Origin of the sequence: Streptomyces sp. NPDC050448 (assembly GCF_040655295.1) — a bacterium.
GTDB lineage: Bacteria > Actinomycetota > Actinomycetes > Streptomycetales > Streptomycetaceae > Streptomyces.
This window is the reverse complement of record NZ_JBFAJR010000018.1, coordinates 70,644-96,107: the sequence shown is the minus strand read 5'-3', so window position 1 is coordinate 96,107 and position 25,464 is coordinate 70,644. Positions and strand designations below refer to the sequence as shown.

The following is a 25,464-nucleotide window of genomic DNA, read 5'->3' as shown; positions in this document are numbered from 1 at the left end:
CCCCGGTCGCCGTGGTGGGGCGTCGTGGGGGCTTCGTGGGTGCGCCGAGGATCGAAGGGGGTGTGATCCTCGGCGTGGTGACTTCGCTCGGGTCAATGGGGAAGCCGTGGTTTCGACTATGGCAGACGGGCGACCAAACGCCAAAAGCCCCAATTTAGACATAAGTGTGCAAATACTAAGAGTTTCTAGTTGAATCCTAGGTGAGGTGGGCCACTCACCTCGCAATCAATGAATAAGTATCCGCCGCTCTGTGTGATTCCTTGATCGCATATCGGACACTCCCTCGTATGGATGCACTCCGGCGAAGGTCCCGAATGGGGTCAATCGTTATCTTCTGGGTCATCCACCACTTAAATGGGCGGGTGCTCTGCTACCCGGACCGCCGATCCGCCCTCCGCGCCGGCGCGGCCGCCGCCGCCGGTGCCCTCACCGCCGCCTGCGGGACGGGCGGCCCGGCGCCCTCCGCGCCCCCGGTCAAGCCCGCCCCGGCCACCGGGGCCGCCGAACGGGCGGGCCGGGCCCCCGCTCCGGCCCCGCGCCGGTTCCCCGGACAGCCCGACGAGATCGGGCACGGTCCCCGCGACCGCCCCCGGGTCGCCCTCACCTTCCACGGCAACGGGGACCCCGCCATCGCCCGGGCCGTGCTGGCCGAGGCCGAAAGAGCGGGCGCGCGGGTTACCGTACTGGCGATCGGCAGCTGGCTCGACGCCCACCCGGACATGGCCCGCCGGGTCCTGGACGGCGGCCACGAGCTCGGCAACCACACCCAGCGCCACCTCGCGATCAACGCGATGCCCGAGGCGGAGGCCTACGCCGAGATCACCGGCTGCGCCCAGCGGCTCAAGCGGCTCACCGGCTCCATCGGCACCTGGTTCCGGCCCTCGCAGACCCAGTACGCGACCCCGCTCGTCACGAAGCTGGCCCGGCGGGCGGGCTACCCGCACGTCCTCTCGTACGACGTGGACTCCCTCGACTTCACCTCGCCCGGCGCCGCGGCCGTCATCCGCACCGTCACCGGGACGATCCAAGGCGGATCGGTGGTGAGCCTGCACTTCGGCTACGCGGACACGGTCGACGCGATGCCGCCCCTCCTCGAAGAACTCGCGCGCCGCAAGCTGCGCGCGGTGACCACCACGGAGCTGCTGACGTCATGACGACCACCCGCCTTCCCCGGAGGGCCACCGTGCTGCTGGCCGGTCTGGTCCTCGCCGCCCTGGCCGGCTGCGGATTGGCCGACAAGGAGCCCGCCGAGGCGCTCGGCTCCGCGGCGCCGGCCCGGCAGCCCGTCAAGGCCGTCCCCGCCGTCCCACCGGGCCTGGCCGGGATGCCGCCGCTCCTCGACCCGAACGACGTGTACGCGGCCGACCGGCCGAACCACCTCTCCCCGGTGGTGAAGGACTTCCCGTCCCGCGTCTACGTGCCGAACACCACCTCCAACACGGTGTCCGTCATCGACCCGAAGACGTACAAGGTCATCGACACCATCCCGGTCGGCGTCCAGCCCCAGCACGTCGTCCCGTCGTGGGACATGAAGACCCTGTGGGTCAACAACAACCGCGGCCACACGCTCACGCCGATCAACCCGGCCACGGGCGAGGCGGGCGAGCCCGTCGAGGTGCACGACCCGTACAACCTGTACTTCACGCCGAACGGCAAGTACGCCGTCGTGATGGCCTCCATGGACCGCGAGCTGGTCTTCCGCGACGCGCACACGATGAACCGCGTGAAAACCGTTCCCGTGACCTGTTCCGGCGTCAATCACGCGGACTTCTCCGCCGACGGCCGCTACTTCATCGTGAGCTGCGAGTTCTCCGGCGAACTCCTCAAGGTCGACACCGAGAAGATGGAGGTCATCGCCCAGCAGAAGCTGCCCTTCGAGGGCGCGATGCCGCAGGACGTGAAGATCTCCCCGGACGGAAAGACCTTCTACGTCGCGGACATGATGGCGCACGGCATGTGGGTGTTCAGCGGCGCCACGTTCGACGTCCCCAAGCTGCTCCCCACCGGCAAGGGCACCCACGGCCTGTACGTCAGCCGCGACTCCAAGGAGATGTACATCTCCAACCGCGGCGAGGGCAGCATCTCGGTCTTCGACTTCAAGCAGAACAAGCTCACCAAGAAGTGGGAGCTCCCCGACGGCGGCAGCCCCGACATGGGCGGAGTCTCCGCCGACGGCAAGGTGCTGTGGCTGTCGGGCCGCTACAACTCCGAGGTCTACGCCATCGACACGGTGACCGGCCGGCAGCTCGCCAGGATCCCGGTGGGCGGCGGCCCGCACGGCCTGGCCGTCTACCCGCAGCCCGGCCGCTACTCGCTCGGCCACACCGGCATCTTCCGCTAGGCCGGGACGGCGGTGCCCCGGGAGCTCGCACAGCTCCCGGGACACCCCGCGAACATGTCGTCGGTCAGGTGCGCCGACTCAGGGTCCGCCTCCTTCGGATCCGCGGCCTGCCGAGCAGCCCCGTACGCTGCTCGGCAGGCCGCGCGAGCTGCGCGTTCAGCCGGCCGGCGAAGCAGCCGACGTCCTTGTACCAAAGCGCCAGGCCATCTTTTCGCAGCCCTTGCGGAATTCGTCGTCGGTCTCCAGGAAATGCAGGACGCGGCGGTGCGGAAGTTGGTGGACGGGGTTCGACTGGAACTCGGAAAGTTCCCTCACGCGGATTTCCGCATGGGGATGTCCTGATTCCTCCACGCCCTTGAGAATGCGCCGCCGGACCGCCTTGATCTCCTTCGCGGCGCGCTTCTCCGCGCGCTCCCGGGTGTAGCCGAAGGCGGCGAACATCCGGTCCGCGTGGAGGTCGGCGTACACGAAGTCGACCTGGGCGAAGCGGATCACGGCCCAGCCGGCGAGACTGCCGATGCGCCCTGCGCTGAAGTGGCTGTTTCCAGGACCGACTCCGATGAATATGCGATCGCCGTCTTCCCGGATATGGCGGCGCGTGCGGGTGAAGGGCAGAACTTCGAATGACGCGTCGACTGTGCTCGTCACCTGTGTGATCGCCCTTGTTGCCGCTTGTCCCCGGGAGCCCTGCGCTCCTGGTGTGGCGGCAATGCCGGTACGTTATGCCGCGATCCCGGAACGTGACAAGTCCGGGTGGATTTCTTGCGCGGAATTATCGGTTCCGCCTTACGGGAGAGTAATTGAATTTCTATCTGCCGCCCGAACGGGACCCGCGGGAGGGAAGGGGTCCGGCTGCCGCTACCCTGGGCCGGTCAACAAGCACCAAGAAGGGGTGGATCCCAGTGGCTGACATCGAGAGCGCGCGGGCGACGTTCGGCAAGTTCGACGCGGACGGTGACGGCTTCGTCACGGCCGACGAGTACAGCGCGGCCATGAAGGCAATGGGTGACGCGTACGTGACCGGCGCCGTCGCGGACGCCGTGATCGCCGCGAAGGACACCAACGGCGACGGCCTGCTGAGCTTCGACGAGTTCTGGGCCTCCCTGAACAAGTAAGCCCCGTTCCTCCCGGCCGGTGCCGGGAGGGGCCCGCAGCCCCCGCGACGCCCGCCTGCCGGGCGGGGCGGGGGCATCGCGCTGCCCCCGCGTCTTCGCCCGCGTGCTCCGCCGGTCCTGCGCTCAGGCTCGGGCCGCGCCGCCGGGCGGCGTCATGTCCTCGACCTCGTCCAGGGCCTCCTCCAGCCAGCGCAGCCAGAACGTCTCCAGCCCGATGCCGCCGTGCAGCACCAGCCGGCGCAGCCGGTCCTCGTCGGAGTTCCGCTCCGGCGGGAAGTCCTTCTCCTCGATCGCCTCGTAGACGGCCAACTGCCGCCGGTGCAGATCCAGATGGCGCCGCAGCTCCCCGGCCAGCCCGTGCGGGCCCACCACGGCGGCCGCCCGGATCCGCAGCAGCAGCGGATCCCGGATGGCCTTCGGGTCCTGGCTCTCGCCGACCCACCGCGCGAGCTCCGCGCTTCCGGCGGCCAGCACCTCGTACTGCTTCTTCTGTCCCCGTACGGGCGCCTCGCTGGGCAGTGCCCGGATCAGCCCGCCCTCCTCGAGCCGGCCGAGCTCGCGGTAGATCTGCTGGTGCGTCGCGGACCAGAAGTACCCGATCGACTTGTCGAACCGCCGGGTCAGCTCCAGCCCCGACGAGGGCTTCTCCATCAGGGCGGTGAGGATGGCGTGCGGCAGCGACATGCGGCCATCCTAGGTAGGCGGGAGGCCGAGGACCGCGATCCCGTTCCCGGCGGCGATCGCGAGACGGCTCCCGCCGGTGTGCAGGGCCGTGACCGGCGAGGGGATGCGGTCCACGCCGAGGGCCCCTCCCCGGTGCGACACCGGCACCCCGGTCCATTCCTCGAGGGCGCGGGGCGTGCGCCGCCCGGCGGTGCGCCGTTCCCCGGAGACGGTGTCCTCGACCCGGAGGACGCCGCGCTCGTCCGGGCATCCGTGAACGCCAAGCCCAACTGGCCAGTGCCTCCGGGGTTTTCGGGCCCGGGGCCTCCCCGTCGAGCAGGTCCCGCGCCCGCAGGAAGGCCGTCACCGCCGGGGACCACGCCTGGCGCAGGCCCGCCGAGGCCAGCAGCTCCGGGTCCGACAACAGGGCCTCCGCCGGGCCGACACGGATGCCCGACGGGGTCAGCACCGCCGCGTCGTCGGCCCAGCGGACCGCCAGGTCGACGTCGTGCGTGGCCATGACCACCGTGGTGCCGCGGCCGAGCGCGGGCCCGCCAGGACGTCCAGCAGGCGCTCCTGCCCGTCCGGGTCCAGGCCGGCCGTCGGCTCGTCCAGGATCAGCACCCGCGGAGCCATCGCCACCGCGCCCGCGATCGCCGCGCGCTTGCGCTGGCCGTACGGGAGCAGGTGCGTCGGGCGGTCCCGCAGCGCCGTGATGTCCAGCGCGCCGAGTGCGGAGTCCACCCGCGCCCGTACCTGCTCGGCGGGCAGGCCAGGTTCATCGGCCCGAAGGAGACGTCCTGTTCCACCGAGGCGGCCCGCCCGAACGGGTGCGATCCCGGGCAGGCGGCCCCGAACGGCTGCGGCCCGGTGGCGGCGCCGCCCGCCGGCGCACAGGCTGGTGGCGTGGCCTCCGACTACGACTACTCCGACCTGTCCGCCGTCTACGTCAACTGCACCCTCAAGCGCTCGCCCGAGACCAGCAACACCGAAGGCCTGATCGACAGGAGCCGCGCCGTCATGGAGGCGGCCGGCGTCCGGACCTCGCTGATCCGGGCCGTCGACCACGACATCGCCACCGGTGTCTGGCCCGACATGACCGAGCACGGCTGGGAGACCGACCAGTGGCCCGTGCTCTACAGCCAGATCATGGACGCCGACATCCTCGTCCTGTGCGGCCCGATCTGGCTCGGCGACAACAGCTCCGTCATGAAGCAGGTCATCGAGCGGCTCTACGCCTGCTCCTCGCTCCTGAACGAGCAGGGCCAGTACGCCTATTACAGCCGCGTCGGCGGCGCACTCATCACCGGCAACGAGGACGGCGTGAAGCACTGCGCCATGAACATCCTCTACAGCCTCCAGCACCTCGGCTACACGGTCCCGCCGCAGGCCGACGCGGGCTGGATCGGCGAGGCCGGGCCCGGGCCCTCGTACCTCGACCCCGGCTCGGGCGGCCCCGAGAACGACTTCACCAACCGGAACACCAGCTTCATGACGTGGAACCTCATGCACCTGGCCGCCCTGCTCAGACGCTCGGGCGGGATCCCGGCGCACGGCAACCAGCGCTCGGAGTGGGACGCCGGCTGCCGCTTCGACTTCCCGAACCCCGAGCACCGCTGAGGGGAATGGCCCGGGGCGGATCACCATCCGTTCGGCGAAGCGTTGCGGTGACGGTTCGCCGAACGGAACCTGGCGGCAGCTTCGCTACGCACTAGATGTCGGCACTCCGGCGAAGATCCCGACGGATGCGCCATCCCGAGCGATCTCATCCGTTCAGCAGCATCCCGAGGGCGCGCGGCTCCGGCGGGCGCGGCGCACCGGGCCTCAGCAGCAGACGCTGCGGTGTGCGATGTCCAGCACGAACCGCTCGGGCGCGTGCCGCTTGAAGGAGGTGAAGGGGGGCTTGCCGTTGAAGGCGGCGCCGAACGTGACGTACCCCTCGAAGTCGCCGGTCAGGGCGAGGCCCTCGAGCCGGGGCAGGTAGAACCGGATTCTTCAGAGGCGGGGACAGGTGACACCGCTGAGGACGCTCCCGGCGGGCTCATAGGTGCACCCAAATCAGATGAAACAAAAAGAAACCGGAGTAATCGGTCACCTACCGGGGCAGGAGGGTGCTCAGCTCGGCGTCGAGGTCGTAGTGCCGCTGCTCCTCGCCCCGCGGCACCAGCCCGACCAGCCGCCGGCCCAGCGCGCGCACGTCCTTCGCGCGGGCGGACACGACACAGCTCTGCTCGCCGTTGCTGAAGGCGAGGAAGACGCGCGGCTCGCTGCCGTGCCACCGCGGCCACACCTGGATGTCCCCCTGGCCCGTCGCGCAGGTCTCCCCGTCGAGCAGCAGGTCCCGGGAGAACACCCAGCGCGCCAGGTGCATCCCGGCGCCCTGGAAGTCGAGGGCCAGCTCGTAGGGCCGGTCGCAGCGGTACGTGAAGACCCCGTGCACCGGCACGGGCGCGGGCGAGGCCTCCAGCCGGAGCGGGAGGACGCGGTGCTCGATGCCGTCTATGCCGTCCATGCGCACGCCTCTCTGTCGGCCGTCGGGGGGATCCACACCCCCTCGGGCAAGCTAGCCCACCTCCCGGCCGCCCCCGTGGGCCGAAGGTCCCGACCCGGAGGGCCGCTGGACCTGTCTGGTCACAGGAACGCGAAGGGGCCCGCCCTCCGGGGGGAGGGCGGGCCGGAAGCCGACGGGGGAGGGCCCGACGCGTGGCGTCGGGCCCTCCCCCGTCGTATGTGCCGGATCAGCACTCGATGACGTTCACCGCCAGGCCGCCGCGGGCGGTCTCCTTGTACTTGACCTTCATGTCGGCGCCCGTCTCCTTCATGGTCTTGATGACCTTGTCGAGGGAGACCTTGTGGGTGCCGTCGCCGCGCATCGCCATCTTCGCCGCCGTGACCGCCTTGACCGCCGCCATGCCGTTGCGCTCGATGCACGGGATCTGGACCAGCCCGCCGACCGGGTCGCAGGTCAGGCCCAGGTTGTGCTCCATGCCGATCTCGGCCGCGTTCTCGACCTGCTCCGGGGTGCCGCCCAGGACCTCGGCGAGGGCTCCGGCCGCCATCGAGCAGGCCGAGCCGACCTCGCCCTGGCAGCCGACCTCGGCGCCGGAGATCGAGGCGTTCTCCTTGAACAGCATGCCGATCGCGCCCGCCGCGAGGAGGAAGCGGACCACGCCGTCCTCGTCCGCGCCCGGCACGAAGTTCATGTAGTAGTGCAGGACCGCCGGCAGGACGCCCGCCGCGCCGTTCGTCGGGGCCGTCACGACGCGGCCGCCCGCCGCGTTCTCCTCGTTGACCGCCATCGCGTAGATCGTCGTCCACTCGCTGCGGTGCATCATCGGGTCGCCCTCGGTGCGCAGCTGGCGCGCCGTGGAGGCCGCCCGGCGCTTGACCCGCAGGCCGCCCGGGAGGATGCCCTCGCGGGACATGCCGCGCGCGACGCAGGCCTGCATGACCCGCCAGATCTCGAGCAGGCCCTCGCGGATCTCCTCCTCCGTGCGCCAGGCCTTCTCGTTCTCCAGCATCAGGGAGGAGATCGACAGGCCGGTCTCGTTCGCCAGGCGGAGCATCTCGTCGCCCGAGCGGAACGGGTACTTCAGCACCGTGTCGTCGAGCTTGATCCGGTCCTCGCCGACCGCGTCCTCGTCCACCACGAAGCCGCCGCCGACCGAGTAGTACGTCTTCTCCAGCAGCGGGGCGCCCGAGGCGTCGTACGCGAAGAGCGTCATGCCGTTCGCGTGGTACGGCAGGGACCGGCGGCGGTGCAGGATCAGCTGGTTCGGCTCGTCGAAGGCGATCTCGTGCGCGCCCCCTATCTCGGTGCCGAGCAGGCGCAGGCGGCCCGTCCGGCGGATGCGCTCCACCTCGTCGTCGGCCGTCTCCACGTTCACCGTGCGGGGGGAGTGGCCCTCCAGGCCCAGCAGCACCGCCTTGGGCGTGCCGTGGCCGTGGCCGGTCGCACCGAGGGAGCCGTACAGCTCGGCCCGGACCGCCGCGGTCTGGGCGAGCACGCCGTCCTTCTTCAGCCGCGTCACGAACATGCGGGCGGCCCGCATCGGACCGACCGTGTGGGAGGAGGAGGGGCCGATGCCGATGGAGAAGAGATCGAAGACGGAGATGGCCACGGTGGCGGACTCCCTTGTCTGCTCGTGGGGTGGGAGGGGGCAGAAGAGGTGGGTGATGCAGGCGGAGCGGGTGATGCGGATGGTTCAGGAGGGGTGATTGTTCGGATTTTGTCCGACAGACGAGCTTAACGCGGTGAAGTGAACGGTTCGGCTGCCGGACCGGGTGCGCGAGGTTGCGGTTGGGCGTGGGTCAGGTCACGTTCCCGTGCCACGACGGTGTGGCGAGGGGCTTCCTCGCCTCCAGGATGGGATCCGGTCCTGGCGGCCCCGCGGAGCGGGCCCGGACGCCCGCGCGGACCGCCCGGACGCGGGCCGCCGAGGTGCGGGAGCGGGGGCGCGGCGCCGGTCGGGGCCGCGGCGATCCCGGGGTCCGGCCGCCTCGACCGGTGCGGCGCGCAGGCCACGCGCGCGCAGGCCGAGACCTTCGGAGGTCAGTGGTCATGAGAAGGGCCCGGTTCTGGGGACTGCGGAACCGGGCCCTGCTCATGAATCCCGGACGTCAGAGCGTCGGGTACAGCGGGAACTTCGCCGCGAGCGCGGAGACGCGCGCCTTGAGGGACTCGCTGTCGTACGCGGGCTTCAGCGCCTGCGCGATGATCTCGGCGACCTCGGTGAAGGCCTCGGCGTCGAAACCGCGGGTCGCGAGGGCCGGCGTACCGATCCGCAGACCCGAGGTGACCATCGGCGGCCGCGGGTCGTTCGGGATGGCGTTGCGGTTGACCGTGATGCCGACCTCGTGGAGGCGGTCCTCGGCCTGCTGGCCGTCCAGCTCGGAGTTGCGCAGGTCGACCAGGACCAGGTGCACGTCGGTGCCGCCGGTGAGGACGTCCACGCCCACGGCCTTGACGTCGTCCTGGACCAGACGGGCGGCGAGGATCTTCGCGCCCTCGAGCGTGCGCTCCTGGCGCTCCTTGAACTCGGGCGAGGCCGCCACCTTGAAGGAGACCGCCTTGGCCGCGATCACGTGCTCCAGCGGGCCGCCCTGCTGACCCGGGAAGACCGCGGAGTTGATCTTCTTGGCCAGCTCCTGCGTCGACAGGATGACACCGCCGCGCGGACCGCCGAGGGTCTTGTGCGTGGTGGTGGTGACGACGTGGGCGTGCGGCACCGGGTTCGGGTGCAGGCCCGCGGCCACCAGGCCGGCGAAGTGCGCCATGTCGACCATCAGGTACGCGCCGACCTCGTCCGCGATGCGGCGGAAGGCGGCGAAGTCCAGCTGGCGCGGGTAAGCGGACCAGCCGGCGACGATCAGCTGCGGCTTGGACTCCTTGGCGAGGCGCTCGACCTCGGCCATGTCGACCTGGCCGGTCTCGTCGACGTGGTACGGGACCACGTTGTAGAGCTTGCCGGAGAAGTTGATCTTCATGCCGTGGGTCAGGTGACCGCCGTGGGCCAGGTTCAGGCCCATGATCGTGTCGCCCGGCTTCAGCAGCGCGAACATCGCGGCGGCGTTCGCCTGCGCACCCGAGTGCGGCTGGACGTTCGCGGCCTCGGCGCCGAACAGCGCCTTGATGCGGTCGATCGCGATCTGCTCGACCACGTCGACGTGCTCGCAGCCGCCGTAGTAACGGCGGCCCGGGTAGCCCTCGGCGTACTTGTTGGTCAGGACCGAGCCCTGGGCCTCCATGACGGCGACCGGAGCGAAGTTCTCCGACGCGATCATTTCCAGGGTGGACTGCTGGCGTGCGAGCTCGGCGTCGACGGCGGCGGCGACGTCCGGGTCGAGCTCGTGGAGGGGGGTGTTCAGAACAGACATCAGGATCCCCTGTGGTCAGTTACCGGCGGTGAGCTTGGCGTACTCCTCGGCGGAGAGCAGGTCGGCCGGCTCCTCCGCGATGCGCACCTTGAACAGCCAGCCACCCTCGAACGGGGCGGTGTTCACGAGCGCCGGGTCTTCCACGACGTCCTGGTTGGCCTCGACGACCTCACCGGTCACGGGGGAGTACAGGTCGCTGACGGACTTGGTCGACTCCAGCTCACCGCAGGTCTCGCCCGCGGTCACGGTGTCGCCGACCTCGGGGAGCTGGGCGTAGACGACGTCACCGAGCGCGTTGGCCGCGAACTCCGTGATGCCGACCGTCGCGACGCCGTCCTCGGCGGTCGACAGCCACTCGTGCTCCTTGCTGTAACGCAGCTGCTGGGGGTTGCTCATGACCTGATTCTCCTGGATGCGGGGGAGTGGATACGAACAGCGGTCTTGCGTACTGAGACGGCCGGTACGGCGTACGGGCGCTACTTCTGCCGCTTGTAGAACGGCAGGGCCACGACCTCGTACGGCTCATGCGTACCGCGGATGTCCACGCCGACGCCGGACGTGCCGGGCGCGGCGTGCACCGCGTCCACGTACGCCATCGCGATCGGCTTGCCCAGCGTCGGGGACGGGGCGCCCGAGGTGACCTCGCCGATGACCTGTCCGCCGGCCACGACGGGGAAGCCGGCGCGCGGGACGCGGCGGCCCTCGGCGATCAGGCCGACCAGCTTGCGGGGCGGGTTCGTGGCGGCGCGCTCGGCGGCGGCCTCCAGGGCGGCGCGGCCCACGAACTCGCCCTCCTTCTCGAACTTGACGACCCGGCCCAGACCCGCGTCGAACGGGGTGAGGGAGGTGGTCAGCTCGTGCCCGTACAGCGGCATGCCCGCCTCCAGGCGCAGGGTGTCGCGGCAGGACAGGCCCGCCGGGACCAGGCCGACGCCCTCGCCGGCCTTGGTCAGCGCCTGCCACAGCTCGACGGCGTGCTCGGGGGCGACGAACAGCTCGAAGCCGTCCTCGCCCGTGTAGCCCGTACGCGCGATCAGCGCGGGCACGCCCGCGACCGTGCCCGGCAGGCCGGCGTAGTACTTCAGGCCGTCCAGGTCGGCGTCGGTGAGGGAGGCGAGGATGCCGGGGGACTCCGGGCCCTGCACGGCGATCAGCGCGTACGCGTCACGGTCGTCGCGGACCTCGGTGTCGAAGCCGGCGGCGCGCTCGGTCAGGGCGTCCAGGACGACCTGGGCGTTCGAGGCGTTCGCGACGACCATGTACTCGGTCTCGCCCAGGCGGTAGACGATCAGGTCGTCGACGATCCCGCCGTCCTCCTGGCAGATGTGCGTGTAGCGGGCGCGGCCGACGCCGACGGTGGAGATGTTGCCGACCAGCGCGTAGTCCAGGGCCTTGACGGCCTCCGGGCCGGTCAGCGTGATCTCGCCCATGTGGGAGAGGTCGAAGAGACCGGCCCTGGTCCGAACGGCGTTGTGCTCGTCGCGTTCACTGGCGTACCGCAGGGGCATGTCCCAGCCCGCGAAATCGGTCATGGTCGCACCGAGGAGGCGGTGCAGCGCATCGAGGGCGGTCAGGCGGGGGGCAGTGCTCATGGGTGTGGCTCCCGGGTCCCAGGGCATGACATGACGAGGACGATCCTCCCCATCTGTCATCGGAACCTGAGAGGTTCGCCGAGAGTTCCCGGTCGGACCCGGGGAACGTCGACTTGCACCTTGGGTGGAGCGCACGCGGATGCCGTCGTGAGGGACGGCGGCGCGGCTCGCTTTTCAGATCTGCCTCATCCACGCGGTACGGGGCCTGAGAGATTCAAGGGAGGTACTTGCTCCTTCGGCGCCCGGGCACGGCCTCGCGGCCTGCCGGGACTCTCCCGCGCGGATTCAAGCGGCCGGTATGCAGTTGGTCCAGATGGCGCACATCATTGCACGCCGTCCGGGCGATTGGGCGGGCGGGCCCGAAAGAACGTACGGACCGGTGATGCGGCCGGGAAGCGGGGACCGGAACCGGGGACTGCCGGATTACCGTCTCTTTACACTCAGTGGGCATGGGGTCCTGCGTGGGCCCGATTGGGGGAGGCGATCACCGTGCGGAGATTCGGAGCGCTGGCGGCGACCGGGACGGGAGCCGTGGACGGGGTGCCTGCGGCGCGGCGGGCGCGCTCCGACGGCGGTCCCGTACGCGACCTGCGCGGCCGGGGGGCGCACGGACCGCAGTGGCTCGGCTTCGCCGAAGGGGACATCGTCGTGGTCTCCGGCCTGCCGGGCGGCGGCAAGAGCACGCTGATCAAGCGGGCCGCGGAGGGCGGCGGCATCGACTCCCAGGACGTGCGCGAGCGCTGGGAGCGGCGGATGCCGCGGGCGCTGCCGTACGGGGTGTACCGGCCGCTGGTCCGCTGCGCGCACTACTGGGGGCTGTGGCGGGCGCTGCGCTCCGGGGCCTCGGCGGTGGTCCACGACTGCGGAACGCAGAGCTGGGTCCGCGGCCTGCTGGCGGCGGCCGCGCGGCGGCGGGGCCGGGGGCTGCACCTGCTGCTGCTGGACACCACCCCGGACGAGGCCCTGGCCGGGCAGGCGGCGCGGGGGCGCGGGGTGTCGGCGTACGCCTTCGCCCGCCACCGCGGCGCGGTGGCCCGCCTGCTGCGCGAGGCGGAATCGGGCCGCCTCCCCGCGGGCTGCACCTCGGCGATCCTGCTGGACCGCGGCTCGGCCTCCCGCGTGACCCGCATAGCCTTCCGCGCCCCCGGCTCCGTGATGCCCTGAGGCCGGGGCCCCCGGCCGGCCCCCGCGGCACCGGGCCCGCACCCGTCGGCACAGGCGGTGCGGGAGGCGCGGAGCACGGGCGTACGGGGACCCACTAGCCTCGGCGTGACAGCAAGGCAGCGAGAGCGACCACAAGCGGAGGCGGAGATGCACGGCGGCGGCTGGCCGGACAACGAGCTGGAGCACGTGCTCGGGGCGGCCCTCGGGCAGGCGGACGCCGGGGCCCGGATCGTCGAGGTGCTCGGGCGGAGCCAGGTATGGGTGCCCCTGCCCGGCGGTGGCGGCCCGGACGGGGCCGGCCTCATGCTGCCCACCATGGACATCAACGGGGCGGCGTACGTCCCCGTCTACAGCTCCGAGGCCCAGTTCCGCGCCTGCGTCGGACCCGCCATGGACTTCGCCGTGGCCCCCGCCGTCGAGTTCGCCCGCGGCCTGCCCCCGCAGCTCGGCATCGCCGTGAACCCCGAGGGCGCCGTCGGCGTCCCGCTGCCCCCGCCCGCCGTCGCGGAGCTCTGCCGCGTCGGCCGGTCCCCGCTCGACGGCCCCGCCACCGGCGGCCGCGTCCGGCTCTACGAGCCCGACTGGCAGGACGACCCGGTGGACTTCCTGAACGCCGCCGCCGAGGAGTTCCGCGCCACCGGCGTGGTCGCCGCCGCCCACCGCTGCCTGGCCAGCGTCGAGGGCGGGGCACCGGAGCTCTACATCGGTGTCCGGCTGCTGGGATGGGAGCCCGGAATGCGGAACGCCCCGATGGACGCCCTCGGCCGGGCCCTGACCCGCGTACCGCCGCCCTGGCCCGTGCAGTTGATCCTTCTGGACGCCGCGCAGGACCCGGTGGTCGACTTCATCGTTACGCGCGTACGCCCCTTCTACCTCCCTTAGGGCCGCTTAAGCTGGGTGCGGATACGGGTGGGACGACGGGCAGACGAAGAGGAGTACCGGGTGAGTGCGTCAGGCACGGCCGCGGCCGGGCAGGTCGAGCACATGATGCGCCAGGTGACTCCCGGGCGCTTTGAGAGTTATGAGTCGCTTCTGCATGCCCTCGCCGAGGGCCGTCTGTGGATGCTGCTCTGGCAGGGCCAGCCGGGCTCCCCTGACGCCCAGTACGGCGGCATGGAGGTCGAGGGCCTCGGGTACGCGCCGTGCGTGACCTCCCCCCAGGAACTGGCCGCCAGCGGCTGGAGCCGCGGCTACGAGGTGGTCACCGGCCGGGACATCGCCCGCGCCCTGTACCCGGACCGCTGGGGGCTGTGGCTCAACCCGCACGCCCAGGGCGGCGGCCTCGGCATCCCCTGGGCCGACCTGCGCCGGATCGCCACCGGCCTCGACCGGATGCCGGCCGGTCCGCTGCGGCTGTCCGAGCCCGCCCTGGAGCTCCCGCAGTTCTACGGGCTGCTGACCCAGCACGCGCACCGTACCCCCGCCGTCCGCTCGCTGCGCCGCGCCTGGGTGCAGCCTGCGCTGGGTTCGCCGTACCTCGCGGTCGGGCTCGACCTGTACGACGCCTCCGCGCCCGCGCTGGAATCCGTACGGGAGATGATGCGCCAGTCGGTCGGCGCGGTCCCCGAGGGTGTCCCGGTGTGCACGGTGGCGCTGGCGGACGAGCACGACCCCGTCGCGATGTGGCTGCGCACCCAGAGCCGCCCCTTCTACGACCGCGAGGGCCAGGCCCCCGCGTACTGACCCCGGGCCGCCGACCCGGACTGCCGACCTCCGGGCCTCCCGTCCGAGGTCTGCCCGGGCTTTGAGACAGCCGTATCGAGTCAACCGAAGGCCGCAGGGAACCACCGTTCCCTGCGGCCTTCGACTTGTCCTGATTTCATCGTTGTTGTGGGGCCAAAAGGCATGCTCCTGCCGCCAGTTGGGCGCCATGTCCGATTGCGTACCGAACGGACGGTGTTGATCCGCTCAGGCGGGAGCGAAGTCCGGATAACGGGAACTCGACCCTCACATCACGGTTGCGCATCCATTCACCTGCGGGTCTGGCGGCTGATCGACGCGCCGATGAAGACTCCCCACCCAAGAGCCGGTCAGTCCTCCAAGACGCGGTTCGGCATATGTCTTTCGCTTGTTGCTTCGCACAGCTCTTCCCGCAGTTCCTGCACTTCACACGCGTATTGCGTGGCACCACGCACTCCGAGCGCCACTCCGCACCAACGCCGCCACAGCGGCGGGCATGGGCCGGCAACCCGTCGGCCGAGAGGGGTCCCCACCACGATGACGGCACCACTGCATGACACGAGCGCGGAATCACCCGCACCCGTGTCCGTAGCCGACGTCCCAGCCAAGGCCATCGAAGGCCGCTCGCCCGGCCGCATCGCCTGGATGCGGCTCAAGCGCGACAAGATCGCGCTGACCGGCGGCGTGGTCGTGATCTTCCTGATCCTGGTGGCGGTCTTCGCACCGCAGATCGTGAGCCTGCTGGGCCACCCGCCCAACGAGTTCCACGAGGACTTGATCGACCCGGACCTGGGCACACCGCTCGGCTCCTTCGGCGGCATGAGCTCCGACTACCTGCTCGGCGTCGAACCCACCAACGGCCGCGACGTGTTCAGCCGGATCGTCTACGGCGCCCGCATCTCCCTGGTCGTCGCCTTCCTGTCGGCCTTCGTGTCGGTCACCATAGGCAGCCTGCTCGGCGCGCTCGCCGGGTTCATCGGCGGCTGGGTCGACGGCCTCATCAGCCGCCTGATGGACCTGCTGCTCGCCTTCCCGCAGCTGCTGTTCACCATCGCCCTGGTGTCCGTCGTCCCCAACTCCCTGTGGGGGTTCTCGGGTTCGGGCGTCCGGATGGGCGTACTGATCGTCGTGATCGGCTTCTTCGGATGGCCCTACATCGGCCGTATCGTCCGAGGCCAGACGATCTCCCTGCGGGAGCGCGAGTACGTCGAGGCCGCGCGCAGCCTCGGCGCGGGCCGCGGCTACATCCTCATCAAGGAGCTGCTGCCCAACCTGGTCGCGCCGATCCTCGTCTACTCGACGCTGCTCATCCCGACCAACATCCTGACGGAGGCCGCCCTCAGCTTCCTCGGTGCCGGCGTCAAGCCGCCCACCGCCTCCTGGGGAAAGATGCTCTCCGACGCCATCCCCATCTACCAGGACGACCCCGCGTACATGGTGGTCCCCGGTATCACGATCTTCATCACCGTCCTGGCGTTCAACCTCTTCGGGGACGGGCTGCGTGACGCACTCGACCCCAAGGGCAGCTGAACCGCTTCATCGATTCACCCACCTATGGAGGTTGGACCAACGTGATCCGCAGAAAGCAGGCATTCGCGATCACCGCCGTGATCGCCGCCCTGTCCCTGACCGCCGCGTGCGGTGGCAATGACGGCGACAAGAAGTCCGAGGGCAAGGGCGGAGGCGGCGCTGCCTTCAACGCCGCGACCACCGCCATGGTGAACCCCTCGGACGCCAAGGGCGGTGAGCTCAAGCTCTGGTCGCCGCAGGACGTCGACTACCTCGACCCGGCGCGCGCCTACTACGGCTTCGTGTGGGACATCCAGCGCCTCTACGTGCGCCAGCTGCTCGCGTACGACAGCAAGCCGGGCAAGGACGGCAGCAAGCTCGTCCCGGACCTCGCCGAGGGCCTGCCGGTCCTGAGCAACGACGGCAAGACGTACACCCTCAAGATCAAGGACGGCGTCAAGTTCGAGGACGGCACGCCGATCACCTCGAAGGACTTCAAGTACGGCATCGAGCGCGTCTTCGCGCAGGACGTGCTGTCCGGCGGTCCCACCTACCTGATCGACCTCCTCGACCAGGGCCAGAAGTACCCCGGCCCCTACAAGGACACCGACGCCAACAAGATGGGTCTGAAGTCCGTCGAGACGCCGGACGACAAGACGATCGTCTTCAACCTGGCGAGCGCCAACTCCGACTTCAGCTACCTGCTGGCCATGCCGTCGTCCTCGCCGGTCCCGGCGGCCAAGGACACGGGCGCCACGTACACCAACAAGCCGGTCTCCACCGGCCCGTACAAGGTCGAGAGCTTCACCGCGAGCAAGGGCGCGACCTTCGTCCGCAACGAGAACTGGGACCCGAAGACCGACACGATCCGCAAGGGTCTGCCGGACAAGGTCTCCTTCACGGTGACGACCAACCCGGACGACATGGACGCGCGTCTGCTGTCGGGCGACATCGACCTCGCCATCGACGGCACGGGCATGCAGCAGGCCGGCAAGAACAAGGTCCTCAAGGACGAGAGCCTGAAGAAGAACGCGGACAACCCGTTCACGGGCTACATCCGCTACTTCGCCTTCCCGACCACGGTCGCGCCGTTCGACAACGTCGAGTGCCGCAAGGCCGTCATCTACGCGGCCGACCCGAAGTCCCTGCAGACCGCCCGTGGCGGCCCGACCAGCGGTGACCTCGGCGCCAACATGCTGCCGCCCGGCATCCCCGGCTCCGACAAGAGCTACGACCCGTTCAGCCTGACCAAGGGCGAGCCCCAGGAGGCCAAGGCCAAGGAGGCCCTCAAGGCCTGCGGCAAGCCGGACGGGTTCGAGACCACCATCGCGGTGCGCAACAACCGCGCCCCCGAGGTGAAGACCGCCGAGTCCCTGCAGGCGTCGCTCGCCAAGGTCGGCATCAAGGTCACCATCGACCAGTACGACGGCAAGCTCTCCTCCTCCACGATCGGCTCGCCCGAGAACGTGAAGAAGAAGAACTACGGCATCATCGTGATGGGCTGGGGCGCCGACTACAACTCCGGCTCGGGCTTCCTGCAGCCGCTCGTCGACGGATCGTTCATCCAGCCCAACGGCAACAACAACTACACGATGATCAACGACCCGGAGATCAACCAGCTGTTCAAGACGGCCGCGGCCGCCGCGACTCCGGAAGCTGCTGCTCCGTTCTACACGGACATCAACAAGAAGGTCATGGAGAAGGCTCTCTACCTCCCGATCAACTTCGACAAGGCCTTCGTCTACCACAACCCGCGTCTGACGAACGTCTACTTCAACGACTCCATGGGCAAGATCGACCTGGCCACCGTCGGCATCGCCGCCAAGTAGTCGAGTCGTCGAGTCGTCACGTAACAACAGGCAAGTGCCTTCACCGCACATGCGCTAGTCCGAAGGGCAGGTGAAGGCCGCAGGCGGCGGCTGTCGTCCCCACGAGGGACGGCAGCCGCCCGCCCCGGGCGGCCGACTGCAGTGCTCGTCTACCTCATACGACGGCTTTTCAACGTCGTCGCCACGCTGCTGGTGGTCTCCGTGGTCACCTTCGGTATCTTCTTCGCGGTCCCCAAGCTCACAGGCAGCGATCCGGCCCTGATGTACGCCGGCCGCGAGACCAACGAGACCGCCCTGGCGGGCATCCGCGTGAAGATGGGCTTCGACAAGCCCATCTCCGAGCAGTACCTGACCTTCGTCAAGGGCATCTTCGTCGGCCGCGACTACGACGGCGGCACCGATGTCACCCACTGCGCCGCCCCCTGCTTCGGCTACTCCTTCAAGACCGAGGCGCCCGTCTGGGAGACCATGGTCGACCGCATGCCGGTCACCCTCTCGCTCGCCCTCGGCGCAGCGGTGATCTGGGTGATCGCCGGTGTGGCGACCGGTGTGATCTCGGCACTCAAACGCCGGACCGCCATCGACCGCACCGTCATGGTCGGCGCGCTCGCAGGCGTCTCCCTGCCGATCTTCTTCACCGGCATGGTGGCTCCCGCGATCTTCGTCTACAGCCTCGGCTGGCTGGACGTGTCCAACTACAAACCGTTCACCGAGGATCCACTGGCCTGGCTCAACTCCCTGATCCTGCCGTGGGTGACCCTGGCCTTCCTCTTCGCCGCGACCTACGCCCGCATCACCCGCGCCACGATGCTGGAGGTCCTCGGCGAGGACTACATCCGCACCGCCCGAGCCAAGGGGCTCAAGGAGGGCGTGGTCATCCGCAAGCACGCCCTGCGCTCCACCCTCACCCCGATCGTCACGATGTTCGGCCTGGACCTCGGCGGACTCCTCGGCGGCGCGGTGCTCACCGAGACGACCTTCAACTTCCAGGGTCTGGGGACGGCGGCCGTGGCCGCCATCGGCCAGGGCGACCTGCCCGTGATCATGGGCGTCACCCTGCTCGCCGCGCTCTTCGTGGTGATGGCCAACCTGATCGTGGACCTGCTGTACGCCGTCATCGACCCGCGCGTGAGGCTGACGTGACCGAGAACCCCACCACCGGCAGCGGCTCCGGCGAGTCCGCCGACCGCGAACCCGTCGTCGGCGGGCCCGCGTTCGTACCCGAGCAGGCCGGGCCGCCCAAGACCGGCCCGTCGAACAGCGCGGCCTTCCTCTCCGTACGCGACCTCAAGGTGCACTTCCCGACCGACGACGGCCTGGTCAAGTCCGTCGACGGGCTCTCCTTCGACCTCGAGCGCGGCAAGACGCTCGGCATCGTCGGCGAGTCTGGCTCCGGCAAGTCGGTGACCTCGCTGGCCATCATGGGCCTGCACCGCACCGGCAACGCCCGCAGCCGCCCGCACATCTCGGGCCAGGTCGTGCTCGACGGCGAGGACCTCGTGCGGGCCGACGCGGACCACGTGCGCAAGTTGCGCGGCCGCAAGATGGCGATGGTCTTCCAGGACCCGCTGTCCGCGATGCACCCGTACTACTCGGTCGGCAAGCAGATCATCGAGGCGTACCGGACCCACCAGGACGTCGACAAGAAGACCGCCCGCACCCGCGCGATCGAGATGCTCGACCGGGTCGGCATCCCGGAGCCCCACCGGCGCGTGGACGGGTACCCGCACGAGTTCTCCGGCGGTATGCGCCAGCGCGCGATGATCGCGATGGCACTGGTCAACAACCCCGAACTGCTGATCGCGGACGAGCCGACCACCGCGCTGGACGTCACCGTCCAGGCGCAGATCCTCGACCTGATCCGCGACCTGCAGAAGGAGTTCGGCTCCGCGGTCATCATGATCACGCACGACCTCGGCGTGGTCGCCGAGATGGCCGACGAGATCCTCGTGATGTACGGCGGCCGGTGCGTCGAGCGCGGCACCGCCGAGAAGGTCTTCTACGAACCCCGCCACCCCTACACCTGGGGCCTGCTCGGCTCCATGCCGCGCATCGACCGCGAGCAGACCGAGCGCCTGATCCCGGTCAAGGGCTCGCCGCCCAGCCTCATCAACATCCCGAGCGGCTGTGCCTTCAACCCGCGCTGCCCGTACGCCGACATCCCCAAGGGCGGCATCACCCGCACCCAGCGGCCCGAGCTCACCGAGGACGACAGCCGGCACTGGTCCGCCTGCCACATGTCGCAGGAGGAGCGGACCCGGATCTGGACCGAAGAGATTGCGCCGAAGCTGTGACCGACATGAAGAAGGACTCCGAGGCCGCCGCGGCGGAGCAGCCGCTGCTGAAGGTGACCGGCCTGGTCAAGCACTTCCCCATCAACAAGGGGCTGCTGCGCCGGCAGGTCGGGGCCGTCAAGGCCGTGGACGGCATCGACTTCGACGTCCGGCGCGGTGAGACGCTGGGCGTGGTCGGCGAGTCCGGCTGCGGCAAGTCGACGATGGGCCGGCTGATCACGCGTCTGCTGGAGCCCACGGGCGGCACGGTCGAGTTCGAGGGGCGCGACATCACGCACCTCGGGGTCTCCGGGATGCGTCCGCTGCGCCGCGACGTGCAGATGATCTTCCAGGACCCGTACGGCTCGCTGAACCCGCGGCACACGGTCGGCACGATCGTCAGCGCCCCCTTCAAGCTCCAGGGCGTGCAGCCGGAGGGCGGCCTGAAGGCGGAGGTGCAGCGCCTCCTGTCCCTGGTGGGTCTCAACCCGGAGCACTACAACCGGTACCCGCACGAGTTCTCGGGCGGCCAGCGCCAGCGCATCGGCATCGCCCGCGCGCTGGCCCTGAAGCCGAAGCTGGTCGTCGCCGACGAGCCGGTCTCGGCGCTGGACGTGTCGATCCAGGCGCAGGTGGTCAACCTGCTGGACGACCTCCAGGAGGAGCTCGGCCTCACGTACGTGATCATCGCGCACGACCTGTCGGTCATCCGGCACGTGTCGGACCGCATCGCGGTGATGTACCTCGGCAAGATCGTGGAGCTGACCGACCGCAAGTCGCTGTACGAGAACCCGATGCACCCGTACACCAAGGCGCTGCTGTCGGCCGTGCCGGTGCCGGACCCGCGCCGGCGCGGCGCGAAGAGCGGGCGCATCCTGCTCAAGGGCGATGTCCCTTCGCCGATCTCCCCTCCTTCCGGCTGCCGCTTCCACACGCGGTGCTGGAAGGCCACGCAGATCTGCACCACGCAGGAGCCGCCGATGCTGGCCCTGGCCACGGGCCACCAGGTGGCCTGCCACCACCCGGAGAACGCCGCCGACCAGGCCCCGGGCGACCCGGCCCTGCCGGGCGCGTCGGAAGCGGTGGTCACGGTCTCGGGGTAACCCGGGCCCACATCGTCCGGTGTCCCGGTCTCCGCGTAGCGGTCGGAGCCCGGGACACCGGCTTGTCCCCGCCCAACCCCGGCTCGGGCCTCGGGTCCGGCTCCGGCCTCGGCCCCGGCTCGGGTGCCGCCCTCGGGTCGGGCCTCGGCCCTGGCCTCGGGTCCAGCCTCGGCTCGGGTGCCGCCCTCGGGTCGGGCCTCGGTCCCGGCCTCGGGTCCGGCCCTGGCCTCGGGTCCGGCTCCGGCCTCGGGTCCGGCTCGGCCCCGGCCTCGACTCGGGCTCCGGGCTCGGCTCGGGCCCGGCCTCGGCCCCAGCCTCGGGTCCGGCCTCGGCTCGGGTCCGGCGGGTCCCGGGTGGGGTGCCGGGCCGGTGGCGGCCCGGCCCGTCAATGCGCCGGCCAGGCGAACGGCACAATGGGGCAGTGCTCCACGATCTCTTCCCGCCCGGGATCCAGCATGCCCTGGACCTCGCCGGCATCTTCGTCTTCGCCACCGCAGGCGCCCTGCTCGCCGTACGCAAGAACTTCGACGTCTTCGGCATCTGCGTCCTCGCGCTGGTCACCGCCCTCGGCGGCGGCCTCTTCCGCGACCTCGTCATCGGCGCCGTCCCGCCGGCCGCCTTCGGCGAGCTCAGCTTCTTCGTCACCCCGCTGATCGCCGCCGGCCTCGTCTTCTTCCTGCACCCCGAGGTCCAGCGGATCAACCGGGCCATCAACGTCTGCGACGCCGCCGGCCTCGGCCTGTTCTGCGTGACGGGCACGACCAAGGCCTACCAGTTCGGCCTCGGACTCACCGCGTCCGCCGCGCTCGGCCTGGCCACGGCCGTCGGCGGAGGCGTCCTGCGCGACGTCCTGGCCAACGAGGTGCCGTCGCTGCTGCGCGACCGCGAGATGTACGCCGTCCCCGCCATCGTCGGCGCCTCGATGGTGGCCGAGTTCATCGCCTTCGACGTGCTCAACGGCGTGACCACCGCCCTCGCGATCGTCACCACCTTCGTGCTCCGGCTCCTCGCCATGCGCTACCACTGGCGGGCCCCACTGGCCTGGAACCGCCGCTCCTCGGTGGCCGAAGAGCTGTAACCAGCACGTGGCAATGGAAAGCTACCGCTTAGTAGCTTCGCGTTGTAGTGTCGAATCCATGGCATACGCAGCGGCCCAGGCATCCATCGGCGACAGCGAGTTCGACCGCGACACCACCGTCACCGCCCGCGCGGGCGAGTCCGAGGTGTACGACACGGAGCTCTCCGCGGGATGGACGATCATCACCGCCGTCAACGGCGGCTATCTGCTGGCCCTGGTCGGCCGGGCCCTGTCGGCGGCCCTGCCGCACCCGGACCCCTTCACCGTCTCCGCCCACTACCTGACCTCGTCGGTACCCGGCCCCGCCGTCATCCGCACCGAGGTCGTCCGGGTGGGGCGCACCCTCTCCACCGGCCAGGCCTCCCTCTTCCAGTACGACGAGAGCGGCGCCGAGATCGAGCGGATCCGGGTCGTCGCCTCGTACGGCGACCTCGCCTCCCTCCCGGACGACGTCCGCACCACGGCGGTCCCGCCGGTGATCCCGCCCTACGCGGACTGCCTCGGCCCGGAGGCCGGCCCGGCCCCGATCCCCGGCAGCAACGCGATCGTGGACCGGCTCCGGCTGCGGCTGGACCCGGCGACGGCGGGCTGGGCGCTCGGCGCACCGTCCGGGAAGGGCGAGATGCGGGCCTGGTTCGAGCTGGCCGACGGCCGTGACGCGGACCCGCTGTCGCTGCTGCTCGCGGTGGACGCGCTGCCGCCGACCTGCTTCGACCTGGGCCTGATGGGCTGGAGCCCGACCATCGAGCTCACCGCCCACATCCGCCGCCGCCCCGCCCCGGGCCCGCTGCGGATCTCCATCACGACCCGGAACCTGGCCGGGGGCTTCCTGGAGGAGGACGCCGAGGTCTGGGACTCCGAGGACCGCCTGGTGGCCCAGTCCCGCCAACTGGCCCGCGCTCCCCGCTGACCCCCTGCCCCGCGCCCGCGCCCGCGCTGCCGGCCCGGCGCCGGGCCGGCAGCGCTGTGGGTCCGCAGCCTCGGGCCTCGCGCCCCGGGCCGGACGCGGCTCCGCCGAGGTGTGAGGCGCGGGGCTCCGGGGCGGCGTCCGGCGGACCCCCGCGGGGCGGAGCCGGACTCAGCCCCGTCGGCGTTTGAGGAGGGCGAGTTCGGGGGCACAGCCCCAGGGGGACCGGGCCGGGCCCGGTGGGGGACGGTCCCGCAGGGCGGCTCCACCGAGCGGCCGGGTGCGGGAGCGGCGGGGCGGCGCAACCGAGGCGGGGCGGCGGCTGCCCACAGCACCGCGAAGAACGAGCCCGCAAGCCGTCGCCGGGAGGGCCGGGGCCCGCGGGGTCCGGGCGCGTGGAGCGGACTCGTAGAATCAGGGGATCATGGCCTACCTCGACCACGCCGCCACCACTCCGATGCTCCCGGAGGCCGCTGCGGCGATGACCGCGCAGTTCGCCGCCACGGGTAACGCGTCCTCCCTCCACGCCGCCGGCCGCCGCGCCCGCCGTACCGTCGAGGAGGCCCGCGAGGCCCTCGCCGAGGCACTCGGCGCCCGCCCGAGCGAGGTGGTCTTCACCGCGGGCGGCACCGAGGCCGACAACCTCGCCGTCAAGGGCCTCTACTGGGCCCGCCGCGACCAGGACCCCGCCCGGACCCGGGTGCTCGCCAGCCCCGTCGAGCACCACGCCGTCCTCGACGCCGTCCACTGGCTCGGCGAGCACGAGGGCGCCCGGGTCGAATACCTCCCCGTCGACCGCTACGGCCGCTTGCACCCCGATGACCTCCGGGAAGCCATCGCACGCAACCCCGACGACGTGGCCCTGGCCACCGTCATGTGGGCCAACAACGAGATCGGCACCGTCATGCCGGTCCATGAACTGGCCGCCGTCACCCGCGAGTTCGCGATCCCCCTGCACTCCGACGCCGTCCAGGCCTTCGGACAGCTCGACGTCCGCTTCGGCGACAGCGGCCTCGCCGCGATGACCGTCAGCGGCCACAAGGTCGGCGGCCCCTACGGCATCGGCGCGCTGCTGCTCGGCCGCGACCAGAGCCCCGTACCCGTCCTGCACGGCGGCGGCCAGGAGCGGCACGTACGCTCCGGGACCCTCGACGTGCCCGCCATCGCCGCCTTCGCGGTGGCCGCCGTGATCGCCGCCGAGCGGCGCGAGCGGTTCGCCGCCGAGATCGGCGCGCTGCGCGACGAACTGGTCGCCGCCGTGCTCCGGGAAGTGCCCGACGCCGTCCTCGGCGGGGACCCCGACGACCGGCTCCCGGCCAACGCGCACTTCAGCTTCCCCGGCTGCGAGGGCGACTCCCTGCTGCTCCTGCTGGACGCCCAGGGCATCGAGTGCTCCACCGGTTCCGCCTGCACCGCCGGCGTGGCCCAGCCCAGCCACGTCCTGCTGGCCACCGGCACCGACCCGCAGCTGGCCCGCGGCACCCTGCGCTTCTCCCTCGGTCACACCTCCACCAAGGACGACGTCGCGGCCGTCGCCGCCGCCATCGGACCTGCCGTCGAGCGCGCCCGTACGGCAGGCCTCAGCTAGGACGGGCGGGGGCCGCCGCGAGCTCCGAGCGGACCATTCCCAGGTACCGGTCCCAGTCCCAGTGGCGGCCCGGGTCCGTGTGGTCGGTGCCCGGCACCTCGGAGTGGCCCAGGATGTGCGTGCGGTCCACGGGTATGCCGTACCTGCGGCAGATGTCGGCGGCCAGCCGGGCCGAGGCCGCGTACATCGCATCCGTGAAGTCCTGCGGCCGGTCCACGTAGCCCTCGTGCTCGATGCCCACGCTGCGCTCGTTCATCGAGCGGTTGCCCGAGTGGAAGGCGACGTCCATCTCGCGCACCATCTGCTCGACACGGCCGTCCTGGCCCACTATGTAGTGCGCCGACGCCTGGTGCCACGGGTCCTTGAAGGCGTCCACCGAGGACGCGAAGCTGCCCTGCGTGACATGGATGACAATCCGGTCCACCCGGTAGTCGTCGGGCCGGTCCGCCATCCGCCAGTTCGCGGGCGAAGCCGCCGTCCAGCCCACGCCCGGGTGGTCCACCGCGCCCTCCACCCGCGGTTTGCCCGTCCCCGGCAGCAGCCACCAGGCGCGCTGCAGATCGTCATGTCCGGCGATCGCCGCCACCGTGAAGATCCCGAGCCCCCCGAACAGCACCGCCCGGCGCGTTCTGCGCGGCGCCCCCTTCGGCGCTCCGTTGCCCTTGCCGACCTTGCTCCCCATGTGATCCACCCCCCGTAGCCGACAACGCGCTGTGACCCCGGGCGGTTCCCCCGTACTCTGGAC

The 25,464-nt window shown here is 70.9% G+C and carries 23 protein-coding genes, 1 pseudogene and 1 riboswitch; of the genes and pseudogenes, 15 read left to right on the top strand and 9 right to left on the bottom strand.

What is annotated here, in order from left to right:
* Nucleotides 1–314 precede the first annotated feature (314 nt).
* Nucleotides 315–1,154, top strand: coding sequence for a polysaccharide deacetylase family protein (locus AB0I68_RS21980; protein WP_363179018.1), 840 nt, complete (start codon nt 315–317; stop codon nt 1,152–1,154).
* A complete protein-coding gene (locus AB0I68_RS21975) occupies nt 1,151–2,341 on the top strand; it encodes a hypothetical protein (protein ID WP_363179017.1) in 1,191 nt (396 codons plus the stop codon). The genes AB0I68_RS21980 and AB0I68_RS21975 overlap by 4 nt, the downstream gene beginning before the upstream one ends.
* A gap of 156 nt (nt 2,342–2,497) precedes the next feature.
* On the opposite strand, the gene AB0I68_RS21970 is transcribed toward AB0I68_RS21975, so the two are convergent.
* Nucleotides 2,498–2,989, bottom strand: coding sequence for a tRNA-dependent cyclodipeptide synthase (locus AB0I68_RS21970; RefSeq protein WP_363179015.1), 492 nt, complete (start codon nt 2,987–2,989; stop codon nt 2,498–2,500).
* A gap of 254 nt (nt 2,990–3,243) precedes the next feature.
* Between AB0I68_RS21970 and AB0I68_RS21965 the strand changes: the two genes are divergently transcribed.
* Complete coding sequence (locus AB0I68_RS21965; protein ID WP_266625258.1) at nt 3,244–3,456, top strand: EF-hand domain-containing protein; 213 nt, start codon at nt 3,244–3,246, stop codon at nt 3,454–3,456.
* Between the two features lie 123 nt (nt 3,457–3,579).
* On the opposite strand, the gene AB0I68_RS21960 is transcribed toward AB0I68_RS21965, so the two are convergent.
* Both AB0I68_RS21960 and AB0I68_RS21955 read right to left on the bottom strand, forming a co-directional pair.
* On the bottom strand, nt 3,580–4,140 hold the full coding sequence (locus AB0I68_RS21960; protein ID WP_363179014.1) for a PadR family transcriptional regulator: 561 nt from the start codon (nt 4,138–4,140) through the stop codon (nt 3,580–3,582).
* 262 nt (nt 4,141–4,402) lie between these two features.
* Nucleotides 4,403–4,937: pseudogene (locus AB0I68_RS21955) on the bottom strand (ATP-binding cassette domain-containing protein); the annotation flags it as partial.
* A gap of 88 nt (nt 4,938–5,025) precedes the next feature.
* On the opposite strand from AB0I68_RS21955, the gene AB0I68_RS21950 reads away from it, so the two are divergent.
* Nucleotides 5,026–5,739, top strand: a complete 714-nt coding sequence (locus tag AB0I68_RS21950; protein WP_363179013.1) for a flavodoxin family protein — start codon at nt 5,026–5,028, stop codon at nt 5,737–5,739.
* 475 nt (nt 5,740–6,214) lie between these two features.
* On the opposite strand, the gene AB0I68_RS21945 is transcribed toward AB0I68_RS21950, so the two are convergent.
* The 5 genes from AB0I68_RS21945 to gcvT form a co-directional block, all read right to left on the bottom strand.
* Nucleotides 6,215–6,631, bottom strand: coding sequence for an SsgA family sporulation/cell division regulator (locus tag AB0I68_RS21945; RefSeq protein WP_363179012.1), 417 nt, complete (start codon nt 6,629–6,631; stop codon nt 6,215–6,217).
* A 226-nt stretch (nt 6,632–6,857) separates the two neighbouring features.
* Complete coding sequence (locus tag AB0I68_RS21940) at nt 6,858–8,240, bottom strand: L-serine ammonia-lyase (protein WP_363179011.1); 1,383 nt, start codon at nt 8,238–8,240, stop codon at nt 6,858–6,860.
* Nucleotides 8,241–8,739: 499 nt separating this feature from the next.
* On the bottom strand, nt 8,740–9,996 hold the full coding sequence (gene glyA / locus AB0I68_RS21935) for a serine hydroxymethyltransferase (RefSeq protein WP_363179010.1): 1,257 nt from the start codon (nt 9,994–9,996) through the stop codon (nt 8,740–8,742).
* 15 nt (nt 9,997–10,011) lie between these two features.
* Nucleotides 10,012–10,392 carry a glycine cleavage system protein GcvH gene (gene gcvH / locus AB0I68_RS21930; protein ID WP_363179009.1) on the bottom strand — a complete coding sequence of 127 codons (381 nt, stop codon included), beginning with the start codon at nt 10,390–10,392 and terminating at the stop codon, nt 10,012–10,014.
* Nucleotides 10,393–10,472: 80 nt separating this feature from the next.
* Nucleotides 10,473–11,588, bottom strand: a complete 1,116-nt coding sequence (gene gcvT, locus AB0I68_RS21925) for a glycine cleavage system aminomethyltransferase GcvT (protein ID WP_363179008.1) — start codon at nt 11,586–11,588, stop codon at nt 10,473–10,475.
* Nucleotides 11,589–11,772: 184 nt separating this feature from the next.
* Nucleotides 11,773–11,876: riboswitch (glycine riboswitch) on the bottom strand.
* A 243-nt stretch (nt 11,877–12,119) separates the two neighbouring features.
* Here gcvT and AB0I68_RS21920 point away from each other — a divergent pair.
* The 11 genes from AB0I68_RS21920 to AB0I68_RS21870 all read left to right on the top strand — a co-directional run bounded on the left by AB0I68_RS21920 (nt 12,120) and on the right by AB0I68_RS21870 (nt 24,719).
* Entirely contained in the window at nt 12,120–12,752 is a 633-nt protein-coding gene (locus AB0I68_RS21920) for an AAA family ATPase (protein WP_363179066.1), read from the top strand.
* Nucleotides 12,753–12,899: 147 nt separating this feature from the next.
* Nucleotides 12,900–13,634 carry an enhanced serine sensitivity protein SseB C-terminal domain-containing protein gene (locus tag AB0I68_RS21915; protein WP_363179065.1) on the top strand — a complete coding sequence of 245 codons (735 nt, stop codon included), beginning with the start codon at nt 12,900–12,902 and terminating at the stop codon, nt 13,632–13,634.
* Nucleotides 13,635–13,694: 60 nt separating this feature from the next.
* Entirely contained in the window at nt 13,695–14,435 is a 741-nt protein-coding gene (locus tag AB0I68_RS21910) for an enhanced serine sensitivity protein SseB C-terminal domain-containing protein (protein WP_363179007.1), read from the top strand.
* A 534-nt stretch (nt 14,436–14,969) separates the two neighbouring features.
* Nucleotides 14,970–15,962: an ABC transporter permease gene (locus AB0I68_RS21905; RefSeq protein ID WP_363179006.1), complete on the top strand. Its 993-nt coding sequence runs from the start codon at nt 14,970–14,972 to the stop codon at nt 15,960–15,962.
* A 41-nt stretch (nt 15,963–16,003) separates the two neighbouring features.
* Nucleotides 16,004–17,770, top strand: a complete 1,767-nt coding sequence (locus tag AB0I68_RS21900) for an ABC transporter substrate-binding protein (RefSeq protein WP_363179005.1) — start codon at nt 16,004–16,006, stop codon at nt 17,768–17,770.
* Between the two features lie 141 nt (nt 17,771–17,911).
* Nucleotides 17,912–18,913: an ABC transporter permease gene (locus tag AB0I68_RS21895; protein ID WP_363179004.1), complete on the top strand. Its 1,002-nt coding sequence runs from the start codon at nt 17,912–17,914 to the stop codon at nt 18,911–18,913.
* Complete coding sequence (locus AB0I68_RS21890) at nt 18,910–20,064, top strand: ABC transporter ATP-binding protein (protein WP_363179003.1); 1,155 nt, start codon at nt 18,910–18,912, stop codon at nt 20,062–20,064. Before AB0I68_RS21895 ends, AB0I68_RS21890 begins: the two co-directional genes overlap by 4 nt.
* Before the next feature lie 5 nt (nt 20,065–20,069).
* A complete protein-coding gene (locus AB0I68_RS21885; RefSeq protein ID WP_363179002.1) occupies nt 20,070–21,146 on the top strand; it encodes a dipeptide ABC transporter ATP-binding protein in 1,077 nt (358 codons plus the stop codon).
* A 421-nt stretch (nt 21,147–21,567) separates the two neighbouring features.
* A complete protein-coding gene (locus tag AB0I68_RS21880; RefSeq protein ID WP_363179001.1) occupies nt 21,568–22,224 on the top strand; it encodes a trimeric intracellular cation channel family protein in 657 nt (218 codons plus the stop codon).
* A gap of 58 nt (nt 22,225–22,282) precedes the next feature.
* Nucleotides 22,283–23,134 carry a thioesterase family protein gene (locus tag AB0I68_RS21875; RefSeq protein WP_363179000.1) on the top strand — a complete coding sequence of 284 codons (852 nt, stop codon included), beginning with the start codon at nt 22,283–22,285 and terminating at the stop codon, nt 23,132–23,134.
* 421 nt (nt 23,135–23,555) lie between these two features.
* Nucleotides 23,556–24,719: a cysteine desulfurase family protein gene (locus tag AB0I68_RS21870; RefSeq protein WP_363178999.1), complete on the top strand. Its 1,164-nt coding sequence runs from the start codon at nt 23,556–23,558 to the stop codon at nt 24,717–24,719.
* Here AB0I68_RS21870 and AB0I68_RS21865 read toward each other — a convergent pair.
* A complete protein-coding gene (locus tag AB0I68_RS21865) occupies nt 24,712–25,401 on the bottom strand; it encodes a peptidoglycan recognition family protein (protein WP_363178998.1) in 690 nt (229 codons plus the stop codon). The genes AB0I68_RS21870 and AB0I68_RS21865 overlap by 8 nt on opposite strands.
* Nucleotides 25,402–25,464 lie beyond the last annotated feature (63 nt).

Coding starts and splice junctions, on each gene's coding strand:
- AB0I68_RS21865 (WP_363178998.1), bottom strand. CDS start 25,401: ATGGGGAGCAAGGTCGGCAAGGGCAACGGAGCGCCGAAGGGGGCGCCG.
- AB0I68_RS21885 (WP_363179002.1), top strand. CDS start 20,070: ATGAAGAAGGACTCCGAGGCCGCCGCGGCGGAGCAGCCGCTGCTGAAG.
- AB0I68_RS21980 (WP_363179018.1), top strand. CDS start 315: ATGGGGTCAATCGTTATCTTCTGGGTCATCCACCACTTAAATGGGCGG.
- AB0I68_RS21975 (WP_363179017.1), top strand. CDS start 1,151: ATGACGACCACCCGCCTTCCCCGGAGGGCCACCGTGCTGCTGGCCGGT.
- AB0I68_RS21905 (WP_363179006.1), top strand. CDS start 14,970: ATGACGGCACCACTGCATGACACGAGCGCGGAATCACCCGCACCCGTG.
- AB0I68_RS21960 (WP_363179014.1), bottom strand. CDS start 4,140: ATGTCGCTGCCGCACGCCATCCTCACCGCCCTGATGGAGAAGCCCTCG.
- AB0I68_RS21870 (WP_363178999.1), top strand. CDS start 23,556: ATGGCCTACCTCGACCACGCCGCCACCACTCCGATGCTCCCGGAGGCC.
- AB0I68_RS21875 (WP_363179000.1), top strand. CDS start 22,283: ATGGCATACGCAGCGGCCCAGGCATCCATCGGCGACAGCGAGTTCGAC.
- gcvT (WP_363179008.1), bottom strand. CDS start 11,588: ATGAGCACTGCCCCCCGCCTGACCGCCCTCGATGCGCTGCACCGCCTC.
- glyA (WP_363179010.1), bottom strand. CDS start 9,996: ATGTCTGTTCTGAACACCCCCCTCCACGAGCTCGACCCGGACGTCGCC.
- gcvH (WP_363179009.1), bottom strand. CDS start 10,392: ATGAGCAACCCCCAGCAGCTGCGTTACAGCAAGGAGCACGAGTGGCTG.
- AB0I68_RS21945 (WP_363179012.1), bottom strand. CDS start 6,631: ATGGACGGCATAGACGGCATCGAGCACCGCGTCCTCCCGCTCCGGCTG.
- AB0I68_RS21915 (WP_363179065.1), top strand. CDS start 12,900: ATGCACGGCGGCGGCTGGCCGGACAACGAGCTGGAGCACGTGCTCGGG.